The organism is Streptomyces sp. SLBN-118 (assembly GCF_006715635.1).
In the GTDB taxonomy this organism is placed as follows: domain Bacteria; phylum Actinomycetota; class Actinomycetes; order Streptomycetales; family Streptomycetaceae; genus Streptomyces.
This window is the reverse complement of sequence record NZ_VFNP01000002.1, coordinates 84588-102822: the sequence shown is the minus strand read 5'-3', so window position 1 is coordinate 102822 and position 18235 is coordinate 84588. Positions and strand designations below refer to the sequence as shown.

The 18235-nt window shown below is 68.1% G+C and carries 19 protein-coding genes and 2 pseudogenes; 9 read left to right on the top strand and 12 right to left on the bottom strand.

All coding sequences use genetic code 11. The annotated features are described in order from the left end of the window. Nucleotides 1-670 precede the first annotated feature (670 nt). On the bottom strand, nucleotides 671-1048 hold the full coding sequence (locus FBY35_RS18865) for a hypothetical protein (RefSeq protein WP_142215208.1): 378 nt from the start codon (nucleotides 1046-1048) through the stop codon (nucleotides 671-673). A gap of 653 nt (nucleotides 1049-1701) precedes the next feature. On the opposite strand from FBY35_RS18865, the gene FBY35_RS18860 reads away from it, so the two are divergent. After that, nucleotides 1702-1941, top strand: a complete 240-nt coding sequence (locus tag FBY35_RS18860) for a DUF6480 family protein (RefSeq protein ID WP_142215207.1) — start codon at nucleotides 1702-1704, stop codon at nucleotides 1939-1941. 498 nt (nucleotides 1942-2439) lie between these two features. Here FBY35_RS18860 and FBY35_RS18855 read toward each other — a convergent pair whose 3' ends face one another. The 8 genes from FBY35_RS18855 to FBY35_RS18820 all read right to left on the bottom strand — a co-directional run bounded on the left by FBY35_RS18855 (nucleotide 2440) and on the right by FBY35_RS18820 (nucleotide 7756). Further along, nucleotides 2440-2832: a dirigent protein gene (locus FBY35_RS18855; protein WP_260848722.1), complete on the bottom strand. Its 393-nt coding sequence runs from the start codon at nucleotides 2830-2832 to the stop codon at nucleotides 2440-2442. A gap of 654 nt (nucleotides 2833-3486) precedes the next feature. Then, nucleotides 3487-3753 carry a DUF4235 domain-containing protein gene (locus FBY35_RS18850; RefSeq protein ID WP_142215205.1) on the bottom strand — a complete coding sequence of 89 codons (267 nt, stop codon included), beginning with the start codon at nucleotides 3751-3753 and terminating at the stop codon, nucleotides 3487-3489. Further along, entirely contained in the window at nucleotides 3750-4214 is a 465-nt protein-coding gene (locus FBY35_RS18845; protein ID WP_142215204.1) for a DUF3618 domain-containing protein, read from the bottom strand. Before FBY35_RS18845 ends, FBY35_RS18850 begins: the two co-directional genes overlap by 4 nt. Continuing rightward, nucleotides 4211-4630, bottom strand: a complete 420-nt coding sequence (locus FBY35_RS18840; protein WP_260848434.1) for a phage holin family protein — start codon at nucleotides 4628-4630, stop codon at nucleotides 4211-4213. The genes FBY35_RS18845 and FBY35_RS18840 overlap by 4 nt, the downstream gene beginning before the upstream one ends. A gap of 75 nt (nucleotides 4631-4705) precedes the next feature. Continuing rightward, nucleotides 4706-5698, bottom strand: coding sequence for a YihY/virulence factor BrkB family protein (locus FBY35_RS18835; RefSeq protein ID WP_142215203.1), 993 nt, complete (start codon nucleotides 5696-5698; stop codon nucleotides 4706-4708). A gap of 311 nt (nucleotides 5699-6009) precedes the next feature. Then, nucleotides 6010-6147 carry a phosphatase PAP2 family protein gene (locus FBY35_RS18830; RefSeq protein WP_142215202.1) on the bottom strand — a complete coding sequence of 46 codons (138 nt, stop codon included), beginning with the start codon at nucleotides 6145-6147 and terminating at the stop codon, nucleotides 6010-6012. Between the two features lie 18 nt (nucleotides 6148-6165). Next, entirely contained in the window at nucleotides 6166-6768 is a 603-nt protein-coding gene (locus tag FBY35_RS18825; RefSeq protein WP_142215201.1) for a hypothetical protein, read from the bottom strand. Between the two features lie 403 nt (nucleotides 6769-7171). Continuing rightward, nucleotides 7172-7756, bottom strand: coding sequence for a cysteine hydrolase family protein (locus FBY35_RS18820; protein WP_142215200.1), 585 nt, complete (start codon nucleotides 7754-7756; stop codon nucleotides 7172-7174). Between the two features lie 74 nt (nucleotides 7757-7830). On the opposite strand from FBY35_RS18820, the gene FBY35_RS18815 reads away from it, so the two are divergent. Further along, nucleotides 7831-8832, top strand: a complete 1002-nt coding sequence (locus FBY35_RS18815; RefSeq protein WP_142215199.1) for a GlxA family transcriptional regulator — start codon at nucleotides 7831-7833, stop codon at nucleotides 8830-8832. A 480-nt stretch (nucleotides 8833-9312) separates the two neighbouring features. Here FBY35_RS18815 and FBY35_RS18810 read toward each other — a convergent pair. After that, nucleotides 9313-9900, bottom strand: a pseudogene (locus tag FBY35_RS18810) (LysR family transcriptional regulator); the annotation flags it as partial. A 137-nt stretch (nucleotides 9901-10037) separates the two neighbouring features. Between FBY35_RS18810 and FBY35_RS18805 the strand changes: the two are divergent. Continuing rightward, the gene (locus FBY35_RS18805) at nucleotides 10038-10325 is read left to right on the top strand and encodes a Rid family hydrolase (protein WP_260848721.1); all 288 of its coding nucleotides are present in this window, start codon (nucleotides 10038-10040) and stop codon (nucleotides 10323-10325) included. On the opposite strand, the gene FBY35_RS18800 is transcribed toward FBY35_RS18805, so the two are convergent. Then, nucleotides 10320-11252, bottom strand: coding sequence for a LysR family transcriptional regulator (locus tag FBY35_RS18800; RefSeq protein ID WP_142218048.1), 933 nt, complete (start codon nucleotides 11250-11252; stop codon nucleotides 10320-10322). The genes FBY35_RS18805 and FBY35_RS18800 overlap by 6 nt on opposite strands. 434 nt (nucleotides 11253-11686) lie before the next feature. Between FBY35_RS18800 and FBY35_RS18795 the strand changes: the two genes are divergently transcribed. From FBY35_RS18795 to FBY35_RS18775, 5 genes and pseudogenes are all read left to right on the top strand, one after another. Beyond that, nucleotides 11687-12427, top strand: a complete 741-nt coding sequence (locus FBY35_RS18795; RefSeq protein WP_142215198.1) for a response regulator transcription factor — start codon at nucleotides 11687-11689, stop codon at nucleotides 12425-12427. Nucleotides 12428-12982: 555 nt separating this feature from the next. After that, a complete protein-coding gene (locus FBY35_RS18790) occupies nucleotides 12983-13906 on the top strand; it encodes a glutamate ABC transporter substrate-binding protein (RefSeq protein WP_142215197.1) in 924 nt (307 codons plus the stop codon). A 549-nt stretch (nucleotides 13907-14455) separates the two neighbouring features. Further along, on the top strand, nucleotides 14456-14707 hold the full coding sequence (locus tag FBY35_RS18785; protein ID WP_142215196.1) for a hypothetical protein: 252 nt from the start codon (nucleotides 14456-14458) through the stop codon (nucleotides 14705-14707). A 3-nt stretch (nucleotides 14708-14710) separates the two neighbouring features. Continuing rightward, nucleotides 14711-15766, top strand: coding sequence for an asparaginase (locus tag FBY35_RS18780; RefSeq protein WP_142215195.1), 1056 nt, complete (start codon nucleotides 14711-14713; stop codon nucleotides 15764-15766). 261 nt (nucleotides 15767-16027) lie between these two features. Beyond that, nucleotides 16028-16468, top strand: a pseudogene (locus FBY35_RS18775) (peptidase dimerization domain-containing protein); the annotation flags it as partial. A 120-nt stretch (nucleotides 16469-16588) separates the two neighbouring features. On the opposite strand, the gene FBY35_RS18770 reads toward FBY35_RS18775, so the two are convergent. Then, a complete protein-coding gene (locus FBY35_RS18770; protein WP_142215194.1) occupies nucleotides 16589-17212 on the bottom strand; it encodes a CGNR zinc finger domain-containing protein in 624 nt (207 codons plus the stop codon). 58 nt (nucleotides 17213-17270) lie between these two features. Between FBY35_RS18770 and FBY35_RS18765 the strand changes: the two genes are divergently transcribed. Continuing rightward, nucleotides 17271-18038 (top strand): MBL fold metallo-hydrolase, encoded by a 768-nt coding sequence (locus FBY35_RS18765; protein ID WP_142215193.1) that lies wholly within the window; start codon nucleotides 17271-17273, stop codon nucleotides 18036-18038. Nucleotides 18039-18235 lie beyond the last annotated feature (197 nt).

Here is an 18235-nt window from a genome sequence, read left to right as displayed (position 1 = left end):
CCGCCGTGTGCGGCATCTCCGGTGGCGCTGCCTTCCTCCATGGAAACAGCGTCGCCGGACCGTCCTCCAGATCGTCCTCCCGCACCGTCTGGCTGCGGACCATGCGTGAAGGTGCTGGCGACGGTGTGTTACTGACTTTCCGTTGTCGAGGGTGACGTCCCTTCATCCCTGCGGTAGTTCGTCGCTATGAGGTATTCGCGGGGTGGTGGTGTCACTCCGCAGGGCCAGGTGGCGCGGGAGCGGGTGCGCATGCTCCGAGGGCTTTGTGCAGGGCGAGAGGGACACGGCGCTGCGAACAAGCTTCGGGCGAGTGTGCGGTCGGTAGAGCCGCGGCGCCGGTCGTGGCGCGATGGCGCACGGCAGGCCCTGAGGCATTCCGGCCCGGGGAAGCGGCAGAAGGCCCGCGACGGTGACTTCGCCGTTCTCGAACCGCTGCTGCCCGAAGGCGCTATGGCTCAGAGCGAGACCAGCTCGACGGGCAGCTTCTGCCGTCCGTGGCGGCTTCCTTGCCCTCGACGTCGTGCAACGGTGACGACCACTGCTCTCCGGGTAGGACCCGGTCTTCAGCCTGGGCCGAGGAACCACCGAGTGGTACCTACTCACCAATTCCCGGCGCCCACTTCGAGACACATAGCTGGCCGCTTGGACATGTTTGCGTTGTCGGCTGCTCTCACCGTCCGGAATGGTTGGTGGGCGGATCCTGTGGGTCAACGCCGGTGAAGGCCGACGAGCCCTTGGAACCGCTGGGGCGCTGGGAGCGGCCGCGGCGGCCCTTTCCTTCCCTTCCCTTCTCCTGGGACTTCCCGGCGTGGTCCTCGCCGCTGCGGGTCTCGCTCTCGACCGGGGTCCCGGACAGTGATGCCTCCTTGTCCCGCTCAGAAGGCCGGCCGGACCTCTTGGGCCCAGGTGCATGGTCATCCGGATGGAAGGACCGGTGACCGCTGGGGTTGTCCTGGTTCGCGTCATCGAGGTCTTCGGACCATCCGTGCTGGTCAGGTCCGTTGTATCGGCTGGGCCCCTCGCCGTGTGGCGGATGCTTCTTCGACATGAGGCTCTCCTCTTCCTGTTTGTTGCGGTATAGGACCGTCTGCCCGGCTTTACGTAATCCACTCCGATGTCAGGTCCGGCGGGCTGGGTAGCCGCCCAGAGACAACCGGTGCACACGCAGCGATAAGCCCAGCCACGGTGCAGCAATGACCGTGTCCGGACAACGGGGGGCGCTCCCGGGCCCGAGTATCCGACCCTGCAGAGCAACCGCGGGGTGGCGCCGCTGTGCTCGGCGGCGGGATGGCCGGGCTTTGCCCGGCACGGGAGCTGGCGCGCTCGGGCCGTACCGTCGCTCTCCGGGCGGTGGGACCGACTCCTGTACGGGAGCGATCCGCCGGATGGCATGTCCTCACCGCACGCGGTCAATCCGCAGCGTCCGCACGAACACGGGCGCATGCTGACCGTCAAGGGCGAGGAGTGCAACCGGGAGACCCGAAAAACCAGGGCGCGGCGGCCTGGCATTTCCTGGTGCTGGCGGACTGGACGCGCCACCACTTCGAGCCGTGCACGGTATCACCGCTGGGCACCCAGCACACCAGCGGCCCACCGGGTTGCGCGCGTGGACCAGGCGGTGCAGGCCGATTCGCCCGCCCAAAAGCAACAAATAACTACGGCGATGGCGGTGAATGGGATTAAATCGGGCACTGGAGCGATATGAGTGCTGACCATCCCGAGTACAACCCCGACCCCGACCCCCGCCACACGGCCGGACTGGAAGGTGGTTCGGTGCCCTTGGGGGAGACCCCGCCCGCAGAGTCGAGCACTTCCTCCGGGGCCGGCCCGCGCGAGACGCGTACACGTGGCTGGGCCAAGGGCCCGATGGCAGCGATCGCCGTGCTCGTCCTGTTGATCGCGGCCTTCTTCCTTGTCTACGCGCTCGTGCTGATCTTCTGAGGTCCGGTCTCGTCGGCCAGGTCCTCCGCGCTGACGCCCTCCGGATGCCGGTCCCTCACACGGGCGATCTTTCCCGCCGCTCCGCATCCACGAACGGGCGCCGTTTGTACCGCTCGACCAGCTCGGCCAGGTGCCCGCGGGAGCACGCGACGACCATGCGTTTCCCGTCGAACTTCGCGTCATGGGCATGGATGGCCGACGAAATCCGGCACGAGTCCGTAGACCACCGACCCGCCGGAGACCGTCGTCCCGCAGAGATCACACAACTCCGGCAGGACCTCGCCCTCGCCCGATACGCCGCCCACCCCTCAAGTCTCCCCCTCGATACCCCCGGGGCAGCGTCGCAACAGCACTGTCTGGCATGGCCGCGGCAGGAAGCAAGGGAGCGTCAGTGCCTGGTTCGAAGGTGGGCCTTCGGCTGGCCTGTGCTGCCGGACTGGCGTTCGGTCGGGCCCCCGAGACGGCCGAGCCGCTCGGGGGCCTGCCTCTCCTGGCTTGTCAGCGGATGAGGTGGACAGTGAGCTGGGTATCCGTGTCACTGACATTGTCGGCGTGGATGAAGCCGCGGGCTGTGCGGTAGCTCCCCGTGCCTCCGGTGATAGCGAGGCTGACGTCGCCGGGGCCGGCAGCGGTGACGTTGAACCGTCCCTGGAAGGTGATCTGCCCCTGGGTCAGGGAAAGGGAGCCCGCGCACTGCAGGTCGAACTCATCACCAGGGGCGGTTCGGGTCGTTGTGCAGACCTCGCCGAAGTTGCCGACCGTGGCGCTGTCACGGAGGAGATCCCCGCTGACGACGAGTTCGTCCCCTTGGCTGGGCCCGGACGACCCGTCCACATCGATGGAACTGATCTGGGTCTGCCTCGCCACCAGCTGGAAAACCTGCTCGGGCACGGGAACGGTACTACTGGAAGCCGACGCCGGATGAGAGCAGACAAGGAGGGCAGCCAATCCGGTGGCCGCGCTCAGACCGACATGCTTGAAGTGACGCACACTGTGCTCCTGTGGGACCTAGGGGGCGGTTCACTGACGATGTGTCACGTGACGAAACCGATTCCCAGATCAGCCTCATGTGGATCACAGAGCTCCGCGACTCCCGCCTGCCCATTCAGGTGAAACGACCGGAGCCACCCACCCGACCGGCATCGAAGACGGGTGCCGTTGCCCGACAGACCGGATGAATCGACAGGAGTCAGGGACGGCAGACGACTGAAGCACTACAGGCACCCCCGGTGGTAGACCGGCCCGATCAGCCAGTGAGGAAATGGGCGGCTTGTTTTGCCGCGATGCGTTGGGGTCCTCGGGGTCCCGCTCCAGCGCGGCCATCCGCAGCCTCACCCGCCGTCCGTCCACCTCCCTGAAGCCGACGGCCTGACGTTGCTGGCCCCCAGGTCTTCGAGGGGAAGCCCAGGGGCCACCTGCCATGACAGTCGGTCACCGGGAGCAGGTGCGTCGCGGTCCTCGGCCAAACGCTCGGGAAAGCAACCGGGGACCTTACCTCCAGGGCCGGCCCTTCTTCCGCGCGCTGGGAGGCCGTATACGGTCGTCTCAGCCGGGCCACGTGCCGGTCAGGCGTTTGGTGGTGGCGGCGCCGCCGCGGTCCACAGCTGCCTTGACGGCGGCGAAGATGGCGCCCTGCAGTGTCGCGGCGAGCAGGACTTCTTTCCAGGTGCGTTCCTCGTCGGTGGCGTCGGGGGCGTCTTCTTCGTGCCCGAGTTTTTTCCACACCTGCTTGTACACCGCGCCGGCCAGGACGCCGCTGAGGGCCCCCAGCGCCAGGCCGACAGGCTTGTAGGCCACCTTCGCTGCCTTCATCGGTGCCTCCTGCTACGGCGTACCAGCAGAAGGAGCACGAGCGCGGCGCCTGCGACCAGAAGCAGAGACCGCTTCTCCCCTGCGGCCTGCGCGGCCAGATAGGCCTTCTCCCGCACGGGCTGCGGTGTCTTGTCCTGGAGCTTGCCGGCCACAGCGGTGGCGGTGTCGTTCAGCCGGGTCTTGGCCTGCCCGGCCTTCTCCCGCACGGGATCGGGAGTCTTGTCCTGCGCGCGCTGCAGCACATGCGTGGCCTTGTCCTGGACCTGGGCCTTGGCCTGCGCCGCTTTCTCGCTCACCTGCTGCTTGGCGGCGGCTGCCTTCTCCTGTGCCTGCGCCTTCACATCGGCCTTGGCGGCCAAGGCCTCCACGGTCTGCCCCAGCTCCTCGCGGGTTTCCTCCACCTGCTCGTGCAGCTCCTCGGGCGTGGGGGCGGAGCTGTTCGCATCGTATTCGTCGGTCATCGGTGCGTCCTTTCCTTGATCTCGGCGACGTCGGCCTTGACGCTGTCGATGGCCTGCTCGGGCGCGGGCGGGGTGGCCTGGCCGACCTGCTTCTTGCCCACCACGGCGAGAACGGCGGCGATCGCGAGCAGGACACCGGTGGTGATCAGCGCGGCCGCCCATACCGGCAAGACCAGTGCGAGGGCGGCGATCGCGGTGGCGGCGAGCGCCTGCAGCGCCAGGAGTGTCACCACTCCGGCGCCGCCGAACAGGCCGCCGCCGAGGCCGAACCGTTTCCCTTTCTGGGTCATCTCCGCCTGCGCGAGGCGCAGCTCGTCGCGGACCAGCTGCGTCAGCTGCTGCGATACCTGCGAGACCAGCGCGCCCATCGAATCCTCGCCGTCGCTGTGTCCGGCGCGGTCCTCAGAGGAATCCATCACCTTCACCTGCCTTCCTCATCGCTGCTGAACAAATCGGGGCCACGGCGCTTCGGCTCACCGCTTCGAGACGGGTCACAGTTTTCGGGTGTCGCGGGGCTCGACGTAGGGCTCTTCTTCCGCCGGGTGGCCGGTTTCGATGGCGCGTCGGCGTTCGAGTTCGGCGTTGAACTCCAGGCCCAGGAGGATGGCGATGTTGGAGAGCCACAGCCAGATCAGGAAGATGATCACTGCGGCGAGGCTGCCGTAGGTCTTGTCGTAGCTGGAGAAGTTCGCCACGTACAGCGCGAAGGCAGCGGAGGCGATGATCCAGATGACCACCGCGAGGATGCTGCCGGGGCTGACCCAGCGGAATCCTCGTTTGACGTTCGGGGCCGCCCAGTACAGCAGGGCGATCACCAGACTGAACAGCAGGATCAGCACGGGCCACTTGGCGATGTTCCATACCGTGACGGCCGTGTCGCCGACCCCGAGGACTTCCCCGGTCTTCTTGGCCAGGGCGCCGGTGAAGATCACACCGACCGCGATGGCGGCCAGCAGCACCACCACGACGATCGTGATGATGAGCCGGGTCGGCAGGGTCTTCCACACTGGCCTTCCCTCGCCGATGTCGTACACGGCGTTGGAGGCGCGCATGAAGGCCGCGATGTAGCCGGAGGCCGACCACAGAGCGACGGCGATACCGATGATCAGCGCGATTCCTGCCTTGCCCTGGCTGCTCTGCAGCTGCGTCAGCATGCTGTTCAGGATGTTGCGGACCGATCCGGGCGCCAGGGCACCCACATTGTCGATCAGTGGCTTGATGGTCGAGCTGCCCAGCAGCCCCAGGATCGACACCAGCGCCAGCAGGGCCGGGAAGATGGACAGCACCCCGTAGTACGTCAGGGCAGCCGCCCAGTCGCTGAGGTTGTCTTCCTTGAACTCCTCCACCGTGCGTTTCAGCACCGCCCACCAGGACTCTTTCGGAAGGTCCGTTGGCTTCTCGGCCGGAGGCCGTGTCCTGTCCGGCCGTGTCCTTTCCGGCTCGGAGCCGACCGCTTCGCTGTGATCTGGCCTGTGTCGCGCCATGATCCACTCACCACCACTTCCTTGAGGAAAGGGCAACCCGGTCCGCGGGCGTTCCCAGCCCGCGTCGGGCCACGGGCCTGCCCCGTGCGCCGTCGGCGCTCTGCCCGATTCGCGGGCGGGGGCCTTGATCTGCCGGGGCTGCGCGCGGGCATGGCCGTCGGTAGGGGCGGGCGAGGGAGGGGTCGTTCCGCCGAAGCCCTCGTGACTCCTGGATGCAGTTCGTTCCTCGCGGGTAATCCACTTCCAACAGCACCAAACGGTTCAGCACGCCGCAACCGCTGCCTGTCCGGACCGTGTCTCCCTGGCCGCCGTCAGCCTGGCGGCAGCCGACGCAGCAGGAGGCGAGGGGTGTGGTGGACAAGGCAGGCGCCGGCCAGGCCGATCGCTGCTCCGGCGGCAACGTCGCTGGGGTAGTGCGCACCTCTGTGGATCCGTTCGGTGGCCACCATCACTTGAGCTGGTGCGTATCAGGGGCTGTGCTTGTCACCGGGCATCGCGCTGTCGAGCACGGCGTTCAGTGCCTGGCGGTCGAGACGGTGGACCTGCCGGTGTGGCACCGAGACATAGACGCCGATCCAACAAGGGTGAGGGCTTGTCACAGCGAGTTCGACCGCCAACGGGTTTTCGCAGATCTCGATGTCGGGGCGGCGGCGCAGTGCGGTGTCGACCGTTTCCCTGCTGAGTTCCTCGCCCTGGCGCCACAGGGTCACGGGCCCGACCGACCGCCAAGCGTTCACCGCACCGAGTTCGGCGAACTCCACCCTGGCTTGCGGGGCGCCGCCAAGCAGAGCGAACAGTGCCGCCTCTGCCGTGTGACCGGCAGCCAAGGCGTCGTATGCGTGCCCGGTCCGAAGGGCGGCCTCGTCCCGCCGGTCGACGGTCCAGCGTACGCCGAAGATGGCGTTCGCCGGCCACATGATCTCCACGGCGAGGTCGTGCTGAGCCGACCGAGCGACCTGCTCTACGGCCTCCAGTGCACGGATACGACCCTCCGCGAGGGTGACCGCCGCTGCTGTTTCCCAGTAGCCGTCAGCAGCGATTTGCAGTACGGGCGATGTCGCTGAGGACACTGACTGCCCAAGCGCCGCCCACCATGGTTTCGCACTGTGTTCCGACGTCACTGCATTGTCTCCTCGGTGCCGTGATCGTCGCAGTCACACCGGTTCAACGCCGGGGACGATCCCGGTGCGCTCGGGCGACCCCGGTGAGGTGATCCCCGACCGTGACGGGTGCCGTGGCGGCGGCTGGCGGTGCGAGATCGTCGTCCCGTGGCCACTGATGGAAACGGCTGCCCCTGGGGCAGGGCGCGGCCGTGCTTGAGCGACCGGCACGGTGAAGGCGTGCGCAGCCACCCCAGGCAGGCCACGGTGTACGGGCCGCGGTCATCGCCGCTTTGGAAGCGGCTTGAGGCCGCGGCCCCGAACGAACCGGCCTCCGGAAAGAAGGACCGACCTGCCTCTCGGGGGCGGCGGGTCACTTCGCCGCGTCAACGACCTCCTTCGCCGTCACCACGCGAGCGAAGCCGCCCCCGTGCAGGGACACCGCCGACGACTGCGACAGCTCGTCCGCTGTCCGCCGCCAGCCGAACGGGCCCTCCATGTCGAAGGTGTACGTCGCGTCGTACGCGAACAGCACGTCGTACCCCAGATTCCCGCCGATCCGCGCGGTCGTCTCCACACACATGTTGGTCTGGATCCCGACCAGGACAAGCTGAGAGATGCCCGCCGCTTTCAGCCAGGCGTCCAGATCGGGCGTGCCCAGGAAGACGGAGTTCACCGACTTCGTCACGAGCAGTTCCGCTCCGGTTCCCTTGCCGCGCCGCTGCTGCACGTACTCCTTGAAGTCGTTGCCCTCGTACCCGGGCCGCAGAGGCGAGTCCGGCTTGTCCGAGTCGTTGCGGACGACGACGACCGGCCGGCCCGTTGCCTGCCAGACGTCGATGAGGGACGCGATGCTGTCATCCGCCCCGGGGTTGTTCCGCGGTCCGAAGTAGTCGAGCTCCTCGAAGCCCTTCTGTACGTCCACGACAATTAGCGCTGCGTTCTGTGCGATGTCCATGCTCACCAGCCTGGCGCCGCTGACATCCTCACCCCAGATCCACAAAAGTCAGTGATCGATGATTTACTGCCAGCATGGAGCGTAGCTACCGCGTCGCACTCGTCGCCTTCCCCGGTATCCGCGCCTTCGACGTCTCCGTCATCACCGAAGTCTGGGGCGCCGACCGCACCGACCACGGCCTCCCCGCCTTCGACCTGCACCGCGCCGCCACCGACACCATCCCGGTCCCGATGCGCGGCGGCCTTACCCTCCTCCCCGACCGCACCCTCGCCTGGCTGTCCCGCGCCGACCTCATCGTGGTCCCCGGCCTCGACGACCACATCACCCCGGCACCCCCACCCGTCCTCGATGCCCTCCGCCGCGCCCACGCCCGCGGCACCACCATCGCAGCCCTCTGCGGCGGCGCCTTCACCCTGGCCCAGGCCGGCCTCCTCGACGGCCGCCGCGCCATCACCCACTGGAAGCTCGTCGAGCTCCTCCGCGCACAGCACCCCCACGTCAATGTCGTCCCCGACGCCCTCTTCATCGAGGACGGCAACATCTGGACCGCGGCCGGGACCGCCGCCGGCATCGACCTCTGCCTCCACCTCGTACGCACCGCGCACGGCGCCGAGGCCGCCGCCAGCATCGCCCGCTCCATGGTCACAGCGCCCTTCCGCACCGGAACCCAGGCACAGTTCATCGAGCACCCCACCCCTCACGCGGACCGCGACGGCGACGCCCTGGCCGCCGTACGCGCACACGCTCTCCGCCACCTCCACGAACCGCTCACGGTCGCCCGCCTGGCCGCCCACGCGGGCATGTCCGCGCGCTCCTTCGCCCGCCACTTCACCACGGCGACCGGCACCACCCCCCTCCGCTGGCTCCTCGACCAGCGCATCGCCGCCGCACAGAAGCTCCTGGAACGCACAGATCTCCCCATGCCCGAGGTCGCCCGCCGCGCCGGCTTCGGCAGCGAGGTCACCATGCGCCAGCACTTCGCATCGCGCCTCGCCACCAGCCCGCGCGCCTACCGAGCCGCGTTCAGCACGGCTCCGGCAGCGGAAGCGGCCGGCAGCAGCCCCTTCGCACGATAGACGGCGTTCATCGCCGATTACCTTCAGGCAGCAGACTCCTTGGCTTCGTCCACCGCCTGAAGGACTTTGTGGCGGATGGGTTCCGATCGGGAAGTGAGTTCCAATCCGAGCCGGGCGAATCTGCTGACGTGAGTGGTGCCGACCGGGCTGTCACTCGACCACGCATCCCGGTGGAAGTTGAGTCCGGTGGCGATCAGGACATGTCCGAGATGGGTCTTGGGCCAATGCCGGGGAATTGAGGCTGGCCGGAGCCCTGCCCAGGCGAGGGTGGATACGCGCTGATCCGGGATTACATACGGAGCGGGACCGCTGGTAGGAGCGGCTCTACAGCTGCCGGATACGCGGTCTCACAACTCGCGCTGCTGCGTGCGCCGCCTGTGCCAGGCCCGTTTGCGACAGCGGGGAGAGCAGTACGTTGCCGAGACGGGACGTTCGACACCCACGGTCCAGGACGCTCCACACTCCAGGCAGCTGGCTGGCGAACGGCGAGTTCGCCAACTGCCCTACCTGGACGGCTCGCTGGGCCGTAATCGGACGCGGAGGGCAGCACGGCGACGAAGGGCTCAGTGAGTACCGTTTTGAATCCGAGCTGTGTTTCGTCGGCGGGTGGCTCACGCAGCAGGCCGATGTCGATGGTCTTGTCGTGCAGGGCTGCGAGTTGCGGCGTGGTGGTCATCTCGTAGATGTCCAGGTGAACGCCGGGGAACCGCTCCCGGAAGGTGCGCAGCAGGCCGGGCAGGACGGTCAGCGCGAGGGAGGCGGCGAAGCCGATCCGCAGGCGGCCGACCTGCCGCTGCCGACGGCCCGGGCTGCCGCCAGGCCGTCCGTGAGGTCAGTGAGGGCCCGCTGAGCGGCGGGCGGCACCTCTCGGCCAGCCGGGGTGAGCGTGATGCGTCCCGGTTCGCGGCTGAACAGAGGGTGGCCGACCTTGTCTTCCAGGCGGCGGATCTGCTGGCTCAGCGGGGGCTGTGCGCGCCCAGGCGGGCAGCGGCGTGGCCGAAGTGGAGTTCCTCAGCGAGCACGACGAAGGCGTGCAGCTGTGGGAGGGGGAAGTTCGGGACGCTCCATATGCTCAGAGATATCGGACCATGGCTGTGGCCGTAATCGACGTACTTGTGCTGGTCCCTTAGCGTTCGGCGCAGGACAGAGCGACGTGCGATCCTCAGCGGCTCGACGTTCGAGGAGCAGATCGGCTATGCCCGCGCTTGGTCGACGGCGACTGGGTGTATGTGTCCGGGACGACCGGTTTCGACTACGCCACCATGACGATCTCCGAGGACGTGGTGGAGCAGGCCGAGCAGTGCCTGCGCAACATCGAGGCTGCGCTGGCCGAGGCGAAGTGCACCTTCGCCGACGTGGTGCGGGTGCGGTATCTGCTGCCCGATCGGGCCGACTTCGAGCCCTGCTGGCCGGTCCTGCGCCGGTGGCGAGGTCCGGTCGGCCGCCACGATGCTGCGGTCTCGCCGATCCCCACCTGTTCGCGACGCCTATGAGGATGGCGGGCTGTCGTCTGCCACACGGGAGGTCTGTCTGACCGCTTGCCGGAGCGCCTGCCGAATGGCCTGGATGGCGGGGTGCTGACAGCTGCCGCGGCGTACGGCGGTGAACAGTCTGCGCGCCTGGTGGCCTGCCGGCAGCGGGTGCAAGGCCACGGTCGGCGGACAGACCTGCCACACGAGGGCCGGGAGGAGCGCGACGGCATGCCCCTGCTCAGCGAGCCGCAGGTGAAGGTAGTGGTCGGTGGACTCGTAGCGCACATCGGGTTCAAATCCCGCATCACGGCACAGGGTCATCGACCACCGGCGGGCGACCGTCCCCTCCGGTTCCATGATCCACGGGTGGTCAGCCAGCGCGCGCAGCGCCTCCTGAGGCGCACTCGAGTCGGCGTTGCCCGGTCGAGCCAGGTGCAGGGAGTCTTCGCACAGGTCCTCTTGCTCGAGTTCAGCGGGACGAGGGCTGGGATCGCCCGGGTATTCCACGTCAATGACCAGGTCGAAATCGCGCGAGAGCAAAGCCGGTACAGCGCTTTCCCGCTCCATCTGGGTGACATGGACGCGCAGGAGCGGATGGGCGTTGCGGAGAAGCGTCAGCGCCGTCGGGACGAGAGCCAGCGCAGCAGTTTGGAAGGAGGCGATGCGCATGGTGCCGACGAGGTCGGTCAAGGAGGTGGCGATGTCGGCTTCCGCCTGTTCGAGCCGCTCGAGCAGGGCTTCGGTGTGGGCGACGAGGATCTCGGCCTGCGGAGTCAGGCGCACGCGTCGGCCGACGGGCTCTAGGAGAGGGACCCCAGCTTCTGATTCCAAAAGCGCGAGCTGCTGGGAGATTGTGGAAGGGCTGTACGACAGAGCGGAGGCGACCGCGGCAAGCGTGCCGCGGTGCTTGAGCTCCCGCAGAAGGCGGAGCCGATGTAGATCAAACATCAAGACCTCGCGAACAGTCGGTTTTCTCAATGAATATTGCTCGAAAACATGCGCTGGAACAAGGGGCTGTCTGTCGGCACAGTGGTCGCGTGCTGCAGAGCCGACCACCGCTCCGTGCACTACCTGCCGCGGATCACGCTCACAAGGCTGCTCCGTGCCACATTTCCTGATCGGACGCACTGACCGATCCTGGCGGCCGCCAGGGACGACCATCCGGCTGTGACCCTGCCGTCCGTCCGTCCCTGAATCCTCAGCGCGATCACCTGTCCTGCTCGCTGCGCCCGGCCTGCCCAGCCGCGCGCTGGTCGCTCTCCTCCCGGCTCTTGCGGGAGCTGCTTGAAACCTGCTCTTCACTGTTCTCGGTCCGCCAAGACACACCCACTGCCTTTCCGCAGCGGCGACGAGCCCAAAGCAGCACGACAAAGGAACAAGCGATGCAAAAGCAGTCAGTACGGCGGATTTATCCTGATCTTCCGGTTCAAGAAAAGCAGCCGATCGTGGTGTCGATGGATGAGCCCTCGGGTTCGACGTTGGCCCCGCGGCTGAAACGTGCCGGCCTCGCTCTCAGCGGAGCTGTGCGGTGGGGAAGCGAGTCGGCCTGTGCCTCCCTGCTGGAACGAAGACCAGCGATGATGCTGCTCGATCTGCCCACGACAGAGGCTGACAGCATGGCCAGGCTCGTCCGGGCCGCGTCATTAATCGCCCCCGTTGCCGTGCTGCGGCACGAGGGAGTCGATGCCGTCGCCGCATTCACCGGCGGGGCGTTCGATGTCATCGACCGGCGAGCCCCGGCCGCTGAGCTGGCCTGGCGCATCCATGCCGACCTGAGACGCTGCCCGCCCACACCGCCGCCTCCTGCGTATGCGACGGGCACCGCAAGCCAGCGCCTCCTGTTCGACGTGCTCGCCAGAGCGCAGGATCCCGTCTGCTGCCACCATCTGAGACTGCTCCTGGGAACGCCATGCCTTCCCATGACACTGCGGGCACTGAGAGCACGGATACGGCGGCTGCTGCCCACCTTCGCTGATCACGCCCTGGAACTGGTCGTCGATCAGCAGTGGGGGCTGGCCACCTTCCGCACCGGGAGTGCAAGAGATCCAGGCACCCTGCCCCAGTGCGGCGAGGCCGTGGGGCGCTCCCCAACTTCCCGCTACACGCGGCGAGACCCCCTTTGACAGCACGTCCGCATGCCAAGCACCATTCCTCGCCTGAACCTGCCGGACAGTCTGACAGGGTTCGGCGGAAACCACCCTGCCCTCATAGGCGAAGCTCTGCCGGCAGCCGGAAGTCAGCCGTCTGATCCGCGAGGTTGCAGGGCCCTGCAGTGGGCCGCACCGTCTCCCGTACAGGAAAGGGAACATTCGTCATGTCCAACGAACCGGTGGGGGGACCCAACCGGTGACTATCGGGATATGGGACTGTCCCGACAGACAGGACGGCATCCTCCGGGATGTCGTCAACGCCGCCCATGCAGAAGGCCGGCGAAATGGTGCAGCCGCCGCCTGGCAACTGATCGAACGCCAGGCGAACACATGCTGCGCTGAGCCATACAGCTCGGCTCCCTGGTAGCCGGCGTCGGCGACGATCTCCACGACGGCCTGCCGGCAAGGAGCTCGACCAGGCCTAACTGTCAGGCACCGATCGACAGGACCGCGGCGCGGCCCTGCTCGGCGGGATCGGCTCGGGGCGCAGGCTACTCAACCTGTTGAGAAAATAAAGGACGCTGCATTATGAATTCCTCCAAGTCCGCTGCCTTCGCGACGATCGCTGCACTCGCGGTCGCCCTCACCGCCACCGCCTGCAGCGGAGAGTCCGGGAAGGCCTCCGGTGACGAGCCCACCAGCAGCTCGAACGGAACCCACCCGCGGCTGCCCACGTACACGGTCGCCAAGAACGTCAAGATCGACTCCCCGACCCTGCGCAAGGCCCGGAAGGCCGGCAAGCTCGTCATCGGCGCCCATAACGACCAGCCGTTCCTCGGCTTCGAGGAGAAGGACGGCAGGCGCTCCGGCTTCGACATCGAGATCGCCAAGATGGTCGCGGCGGATCTCGGGTTCTCGCCCGACAAGATCGAGTTCAAGACGGTCGACACGAAGAACCGTGAGGCCGCCATCTCAAGCGGCGAGGTCGACCTGTACGTCGGCACGTACACGATCAACGACGAACGCAAGAAGAAGGTGGGCTTCGCCGGCCCGTACTACATGGCCGGTGCCGACCTCCTGGTCCGCAAGAACGACAGCACGATCGGGGGCCCGTACTCCCTGGAGGGCAAGACGGTCTGCGCGGTCAAGGGGTCGACCGCCCTCCGGGAGATCCAGAAGCCCGACTACAACACCACGACGGTCGAGTCGACCAAGGACACGGAGTGCGTCCAGCAACTGCTCGACAAGAAGATCGACGCCGTCACCACGGACGACGCCATCCTGATGGGCTACGCCGCCCAGCGCCCGGGCAAGCTGAAGGTCGTCGGCAACCCGTTCACCGAGGAGCCCTACGGCATCGGCATGAACAAGGACGACGAGGTGCTGCGTGAAGCGGTGACGGCCGCGCTCGAGGCGCACGACGAGAACGGCGACCACAAGAGGGCGTACGCCGCGACGCTTGGTCTTTCCGGCTCGAAGTACGGCGGGGCGCCGGTGGTCGAGCGCTACTGACACGAGGCCCTGGTCCACCCTTGCAACATCCGACGCTCGGCATCGGACAACACCAGCGGCTCAAGCCTGTTGTCACCCACATCAACAGCAGACCGCACACCCCAGCACCATCCACACCACCAATCCGGGACGGAACGCGACTCACGATGCGACGAGGCAACTCAAGCCCAGATCACTAACCGCCGGTAGGAGGCGGCGGTGAGCAGGGCCGATCTCCAGCTCGACGATCGCGTGTGTGGCCCACAGCGCGCTCAAGAGCGATCCGTGACCGCGCGGCGCCGACCCACTCGCCCCCTACGCGTGAGCCCCTCGCTGCGTACGGATGAACAAGCGCACGCAGCCGGGGAAAGAGAGCCGCGCCTGAATTATCACTTCCGGGAGGACTCAAACCATCCGGCGACGGATCACTGACTCAGTTCGCTAGGAGGCGGCGGAGTGTGGTCTCTGAATGAACAAGGACCATTGGCACAGTGGCGGTTTGGCTACCGAAACCTACGCGCTTGTCGGGCGACCAGCGGCCCCGGCCCCCTCGGCACCTGGAGCCTGATCATGGTCTGCTCGTTACTCTTGTGGACCCGCTGCGAGGACTGCCGGGTCACCCGAGCCCGCTACCAACTGCCCTGGGCCACCGACGCCCAAAACCAGCTGCTGATGTATGCCGACAAGGGGGCATACAGCACCCCGGTGCTGTGCCTGCCGCTGGCCGTGGCCGCCCCGGTCGACGGCTGTTTCGTGGCCAGCCGCCGGGTGGACACCATACCCAGCGCCGCGGTAGCCGCGGACAGTGAGTTCGGGGCCTGACGGGTGGCGCAGACCGACGGGGAAGTTGGCAACCCGGAGCGTGCGCCGGCAAAGGCGGCAGCTATTCGTGAGCCCCGCCATGCCCCGCTCGCCCATGCGGTGCGCGGAGACCTCATCGAAGGGGTCCATTACGGCTCGGTCGTCATCCTGTCCGCCGACGGCGGCGTGCAGTTCCAAACCGGCGACATCGAGGCGGCGTTCTGCCCATGCTCCGCACTCCGGCCGGTCCAGGTCGTGGGCTTGCTGCGCGCGGGGCTGCCCCTGGATGGCGAATTGCTGGCGCTGGCTGCGGCCAGTCACTCGGGCGAGGAGCGCCATCTGGTCGGCGTCCTGCGCCTCTTGGCGATTGCCGGGCTGATGGAAGCCGACCTGGGCAATACGCCCGACTGGCCATGCGATCCCGCGGTGCGTGAAGCGTGGGTCCGTGGTGGACACGGCTTGTCCCGGCTCGCGCAGAACGGTTCCGGCATGCATGCAGCCATGCTGATGACGGCTCAGGCCCGGGGCTGGCCGCTCGACACTTACCTCGACTCCGGGCATCCGCTGCAGCAGTCAATCGCCGCTGCGGTGGAGGATCTGACGGGGGAGAGTATCGCGCAAGTGACGGTCGACAGGTGTGGAGCACCGCTCTTCTCCGTCTCCTTGCACGGCCTCACCCGAGCTGTGGCTCGGATCGCCGCTGCGGCGCCGGGCACCATGGAGGCCAGTGTCGCCGACGCCATACGCGAGTATCCGGAGATGGCTTCCGGGAGTTGGCGGGATGTCGCACGGCTGATGCGAGCCGTCCCGGGCCTGCTGGCCAAGGACGGGTTCGAAGGGGTCCAAGTGGCCGCCCTGCCAGATGGCCGCGCTGTCGGGGTGAAAATCGCCGACGGAGCCGACCGTGCCCGGATGCCGGTGGCCGCAGCGGCTCTCGCGCTGTGCGGAGTCGACCGGGACGCCCTCGCCGAATTCGCCAACAGGCCCTTACTGAGCGGCATGACCATGATCGGCAGTCTAAGAGCCGCCGGTGCACTGACCCTCGACCTTCCCGCCGTACCGCCGGCTTCTGAAGCATAGGAGCAGACGGCCGGCGCCATGGGAACACAGCGAAAGGCCCAGGCGTATACCGCCAACTAAGCGGTGCCGGGGAAGTCCGGGTGGGTGAAGGTGGGGGCGCCTCCCGTGCTCGAAGGGCTATGGGGGGAGGGTCGAGGGCCGAGTCCGGCAAGGCGGAGGATGGGGGTCCCCCTGTCGAAGGCAGGGGGAGAGTCCACGCGGAGCGTCGGCGACTGACGACAACGCAGCCAGGCGACAGCCATGGCCCGCGACGCCGCCCGGGCATCCCGGGGCCGCTTAGCCTCTGTGGTCAGCGAGGAGGACGGCGGTCTTGGTGCATTCGGCACGCTCCGGCGTGGTCATACCGGCGATGCCTGCCTCATCACCGAACCAACCGGCGGGACTCTGGTGACCGCCAACGCCGGCGCGCTCACCTTCTGTATCGAGGTGCCGGGCAAAGCGACCCACGCCAGCACCCGCTACACGGGCGTCAGTGCTATCGACGCGTATCTGCCGATCCACCACGCACTGGCTCGCCTCGAGGCGCGGCGCAACACCAGCCCTGATCCGCTGATGGCCGAGTACGCGATTCCGTATCCGCTGTCCGTGGGCGCGCTGCGCTCGGGTGACTGGGCGAGCAGCGTGCCCGACCTTCTGGTTGCCGAGGGCAGACTTGGCGTCCGGCTCTATGAGGGTCCGGCGGAGGCACGGGCCGAACTCGAGAATGGGGAAAAGTCCGGGTGGAGGGCAAGGCGTGCCCGTCCGTACCGGCGGCTTGAGGGTGTGCGGGACCGCGCCCCGGCGTGGGCCTCCGTGACCGTCGGCGGGGCGGGCTGGCGGAACTTAGTCGGTGGTGGTCTGGGTATGGCGGGCGCGGGCGGCACGGGCGCGGTCGCCGCAGCGGACCGAGCACCAGTGGCGGCGTCCGGCGCGGAGCAGGTAGCGGTTGCAGGGCGCGGAGGGGCAGGCCGTCAGCCGTTCGGCGTCGGGGCCGGTGAGCAGATCGGCGGCGTCGGCGGCGAGGATGCCGAGGGCCTGGTCGACGATCTGGTCGATGGGGTGTGGCGCGGTGCGGTGCATGCCTCGGACGGAATCCCAGCCGAGCGGGGAGGCCGTGGGGACCCGGGTGAGGGCGTCGTTGACGGCGGCCAGCGCGGCGGCTGGGGCGGGATGGCCGCCGACCTGGGCGGCGAGCAGGGTGCGTACCTGCTCGCGCAGAGAGCGCATGCGTGCCGCGCAGATCTCCTGCAGTCCGGCGTCCGCGGGGGCCAGGTTGTGGTCGACCAGCCACTGGTTGGCGTCGGACGGCGTGCCCAGCAGGTCGAGGAACCGGTCGCCTGGCAGGGCGATGGCGCTGTTGGCGAGGTCAAGCGCGGGGTACTGCCCGGCGCCCGACGCCGGCGGCAGTCCGGGGTTGTCGGCGGTAGCGGTCTTACTCACGCATCTCACGGTACAGCTTGCCTTCATCCGTGACCACGCCTAGGGTCACGGATGTACGCCAACCTATCCGTGAGGTGATTTCGTCATGGCAGTAACCGACACGTCCAGTGAGCAGGTCCCCGTCCGTGTCTTCGGCGGGCCGACGGCGCTCATCGAGTACGGCGGGCTGCGGTTCCTGACCGACCCGACCTTCGATGCCCCGGGCACCTACGCCTCGGGTCTGACCAAGACCGCGCCCGCCTCCGCCGCACCCGCTGACCTGGGCCGTATCGACGTGGTGCTGCTGTCGCACGACGAGCACGACGACAACCTCGATGCCTCGGGGCGCGCCCTGCTCGCCGACGTACCCCTGACCCTGACCACGCCCAGTGGCGCAGGCCGCCTGGGCGGCACCGCCCGTCCCCTGCCGGACTGGGAGTCCATCGAGCTGAACCGCCCCGGTGGCGGCAAGATCACCATCACCGGGGTTCCGGCCCTGCACGGCCCCGGGGCGCGCGAGGACCTCGAGCCGGTCGTCGGCGAGGTCGTCGGCTTCGTCCTGACCGGTGATGGCCTGCCCACCGTCTACGTCAGCGGCGACAACGCCCAACTCACGCTGGTCCGCGAGATCGCCGACCGCTTCGGGCCGGTGGACACCGCCGTCCTGTTCGCCGGCGCGGTCCGCACCTCCGTCCTGGAGCGCCAGTTGCTCACCCTCAACAGCGCTCAGGCCGCCGAGGCGGCCCGCATCCTGGGCGCCCGCCGCATTGTGCCCGTGCACTTCGACAGCTGGGCCCACTTCACCGAGGGCCGCGAGCAGTTGGTGGACGCCTTCACCACCGCCGGCCTGAACGACCGCGTGGAACTGGCTTGAACCCGCCGGCCCGGCCGCTGCGGTGCGCCACGAGCGCACAGCAGCGCCCCTTCCACGGTCCTACCACCCTGCACCGGGACCAATGCACCCCAGAACCCCGTGAACGACCCGATCGAGGGCACGGCTCGCGGATCCGCTCCCGCGCCGTTGTCCATCCTCGACACCGCCCTGGCCAGCCGCGGCATCAGCCGCCGACG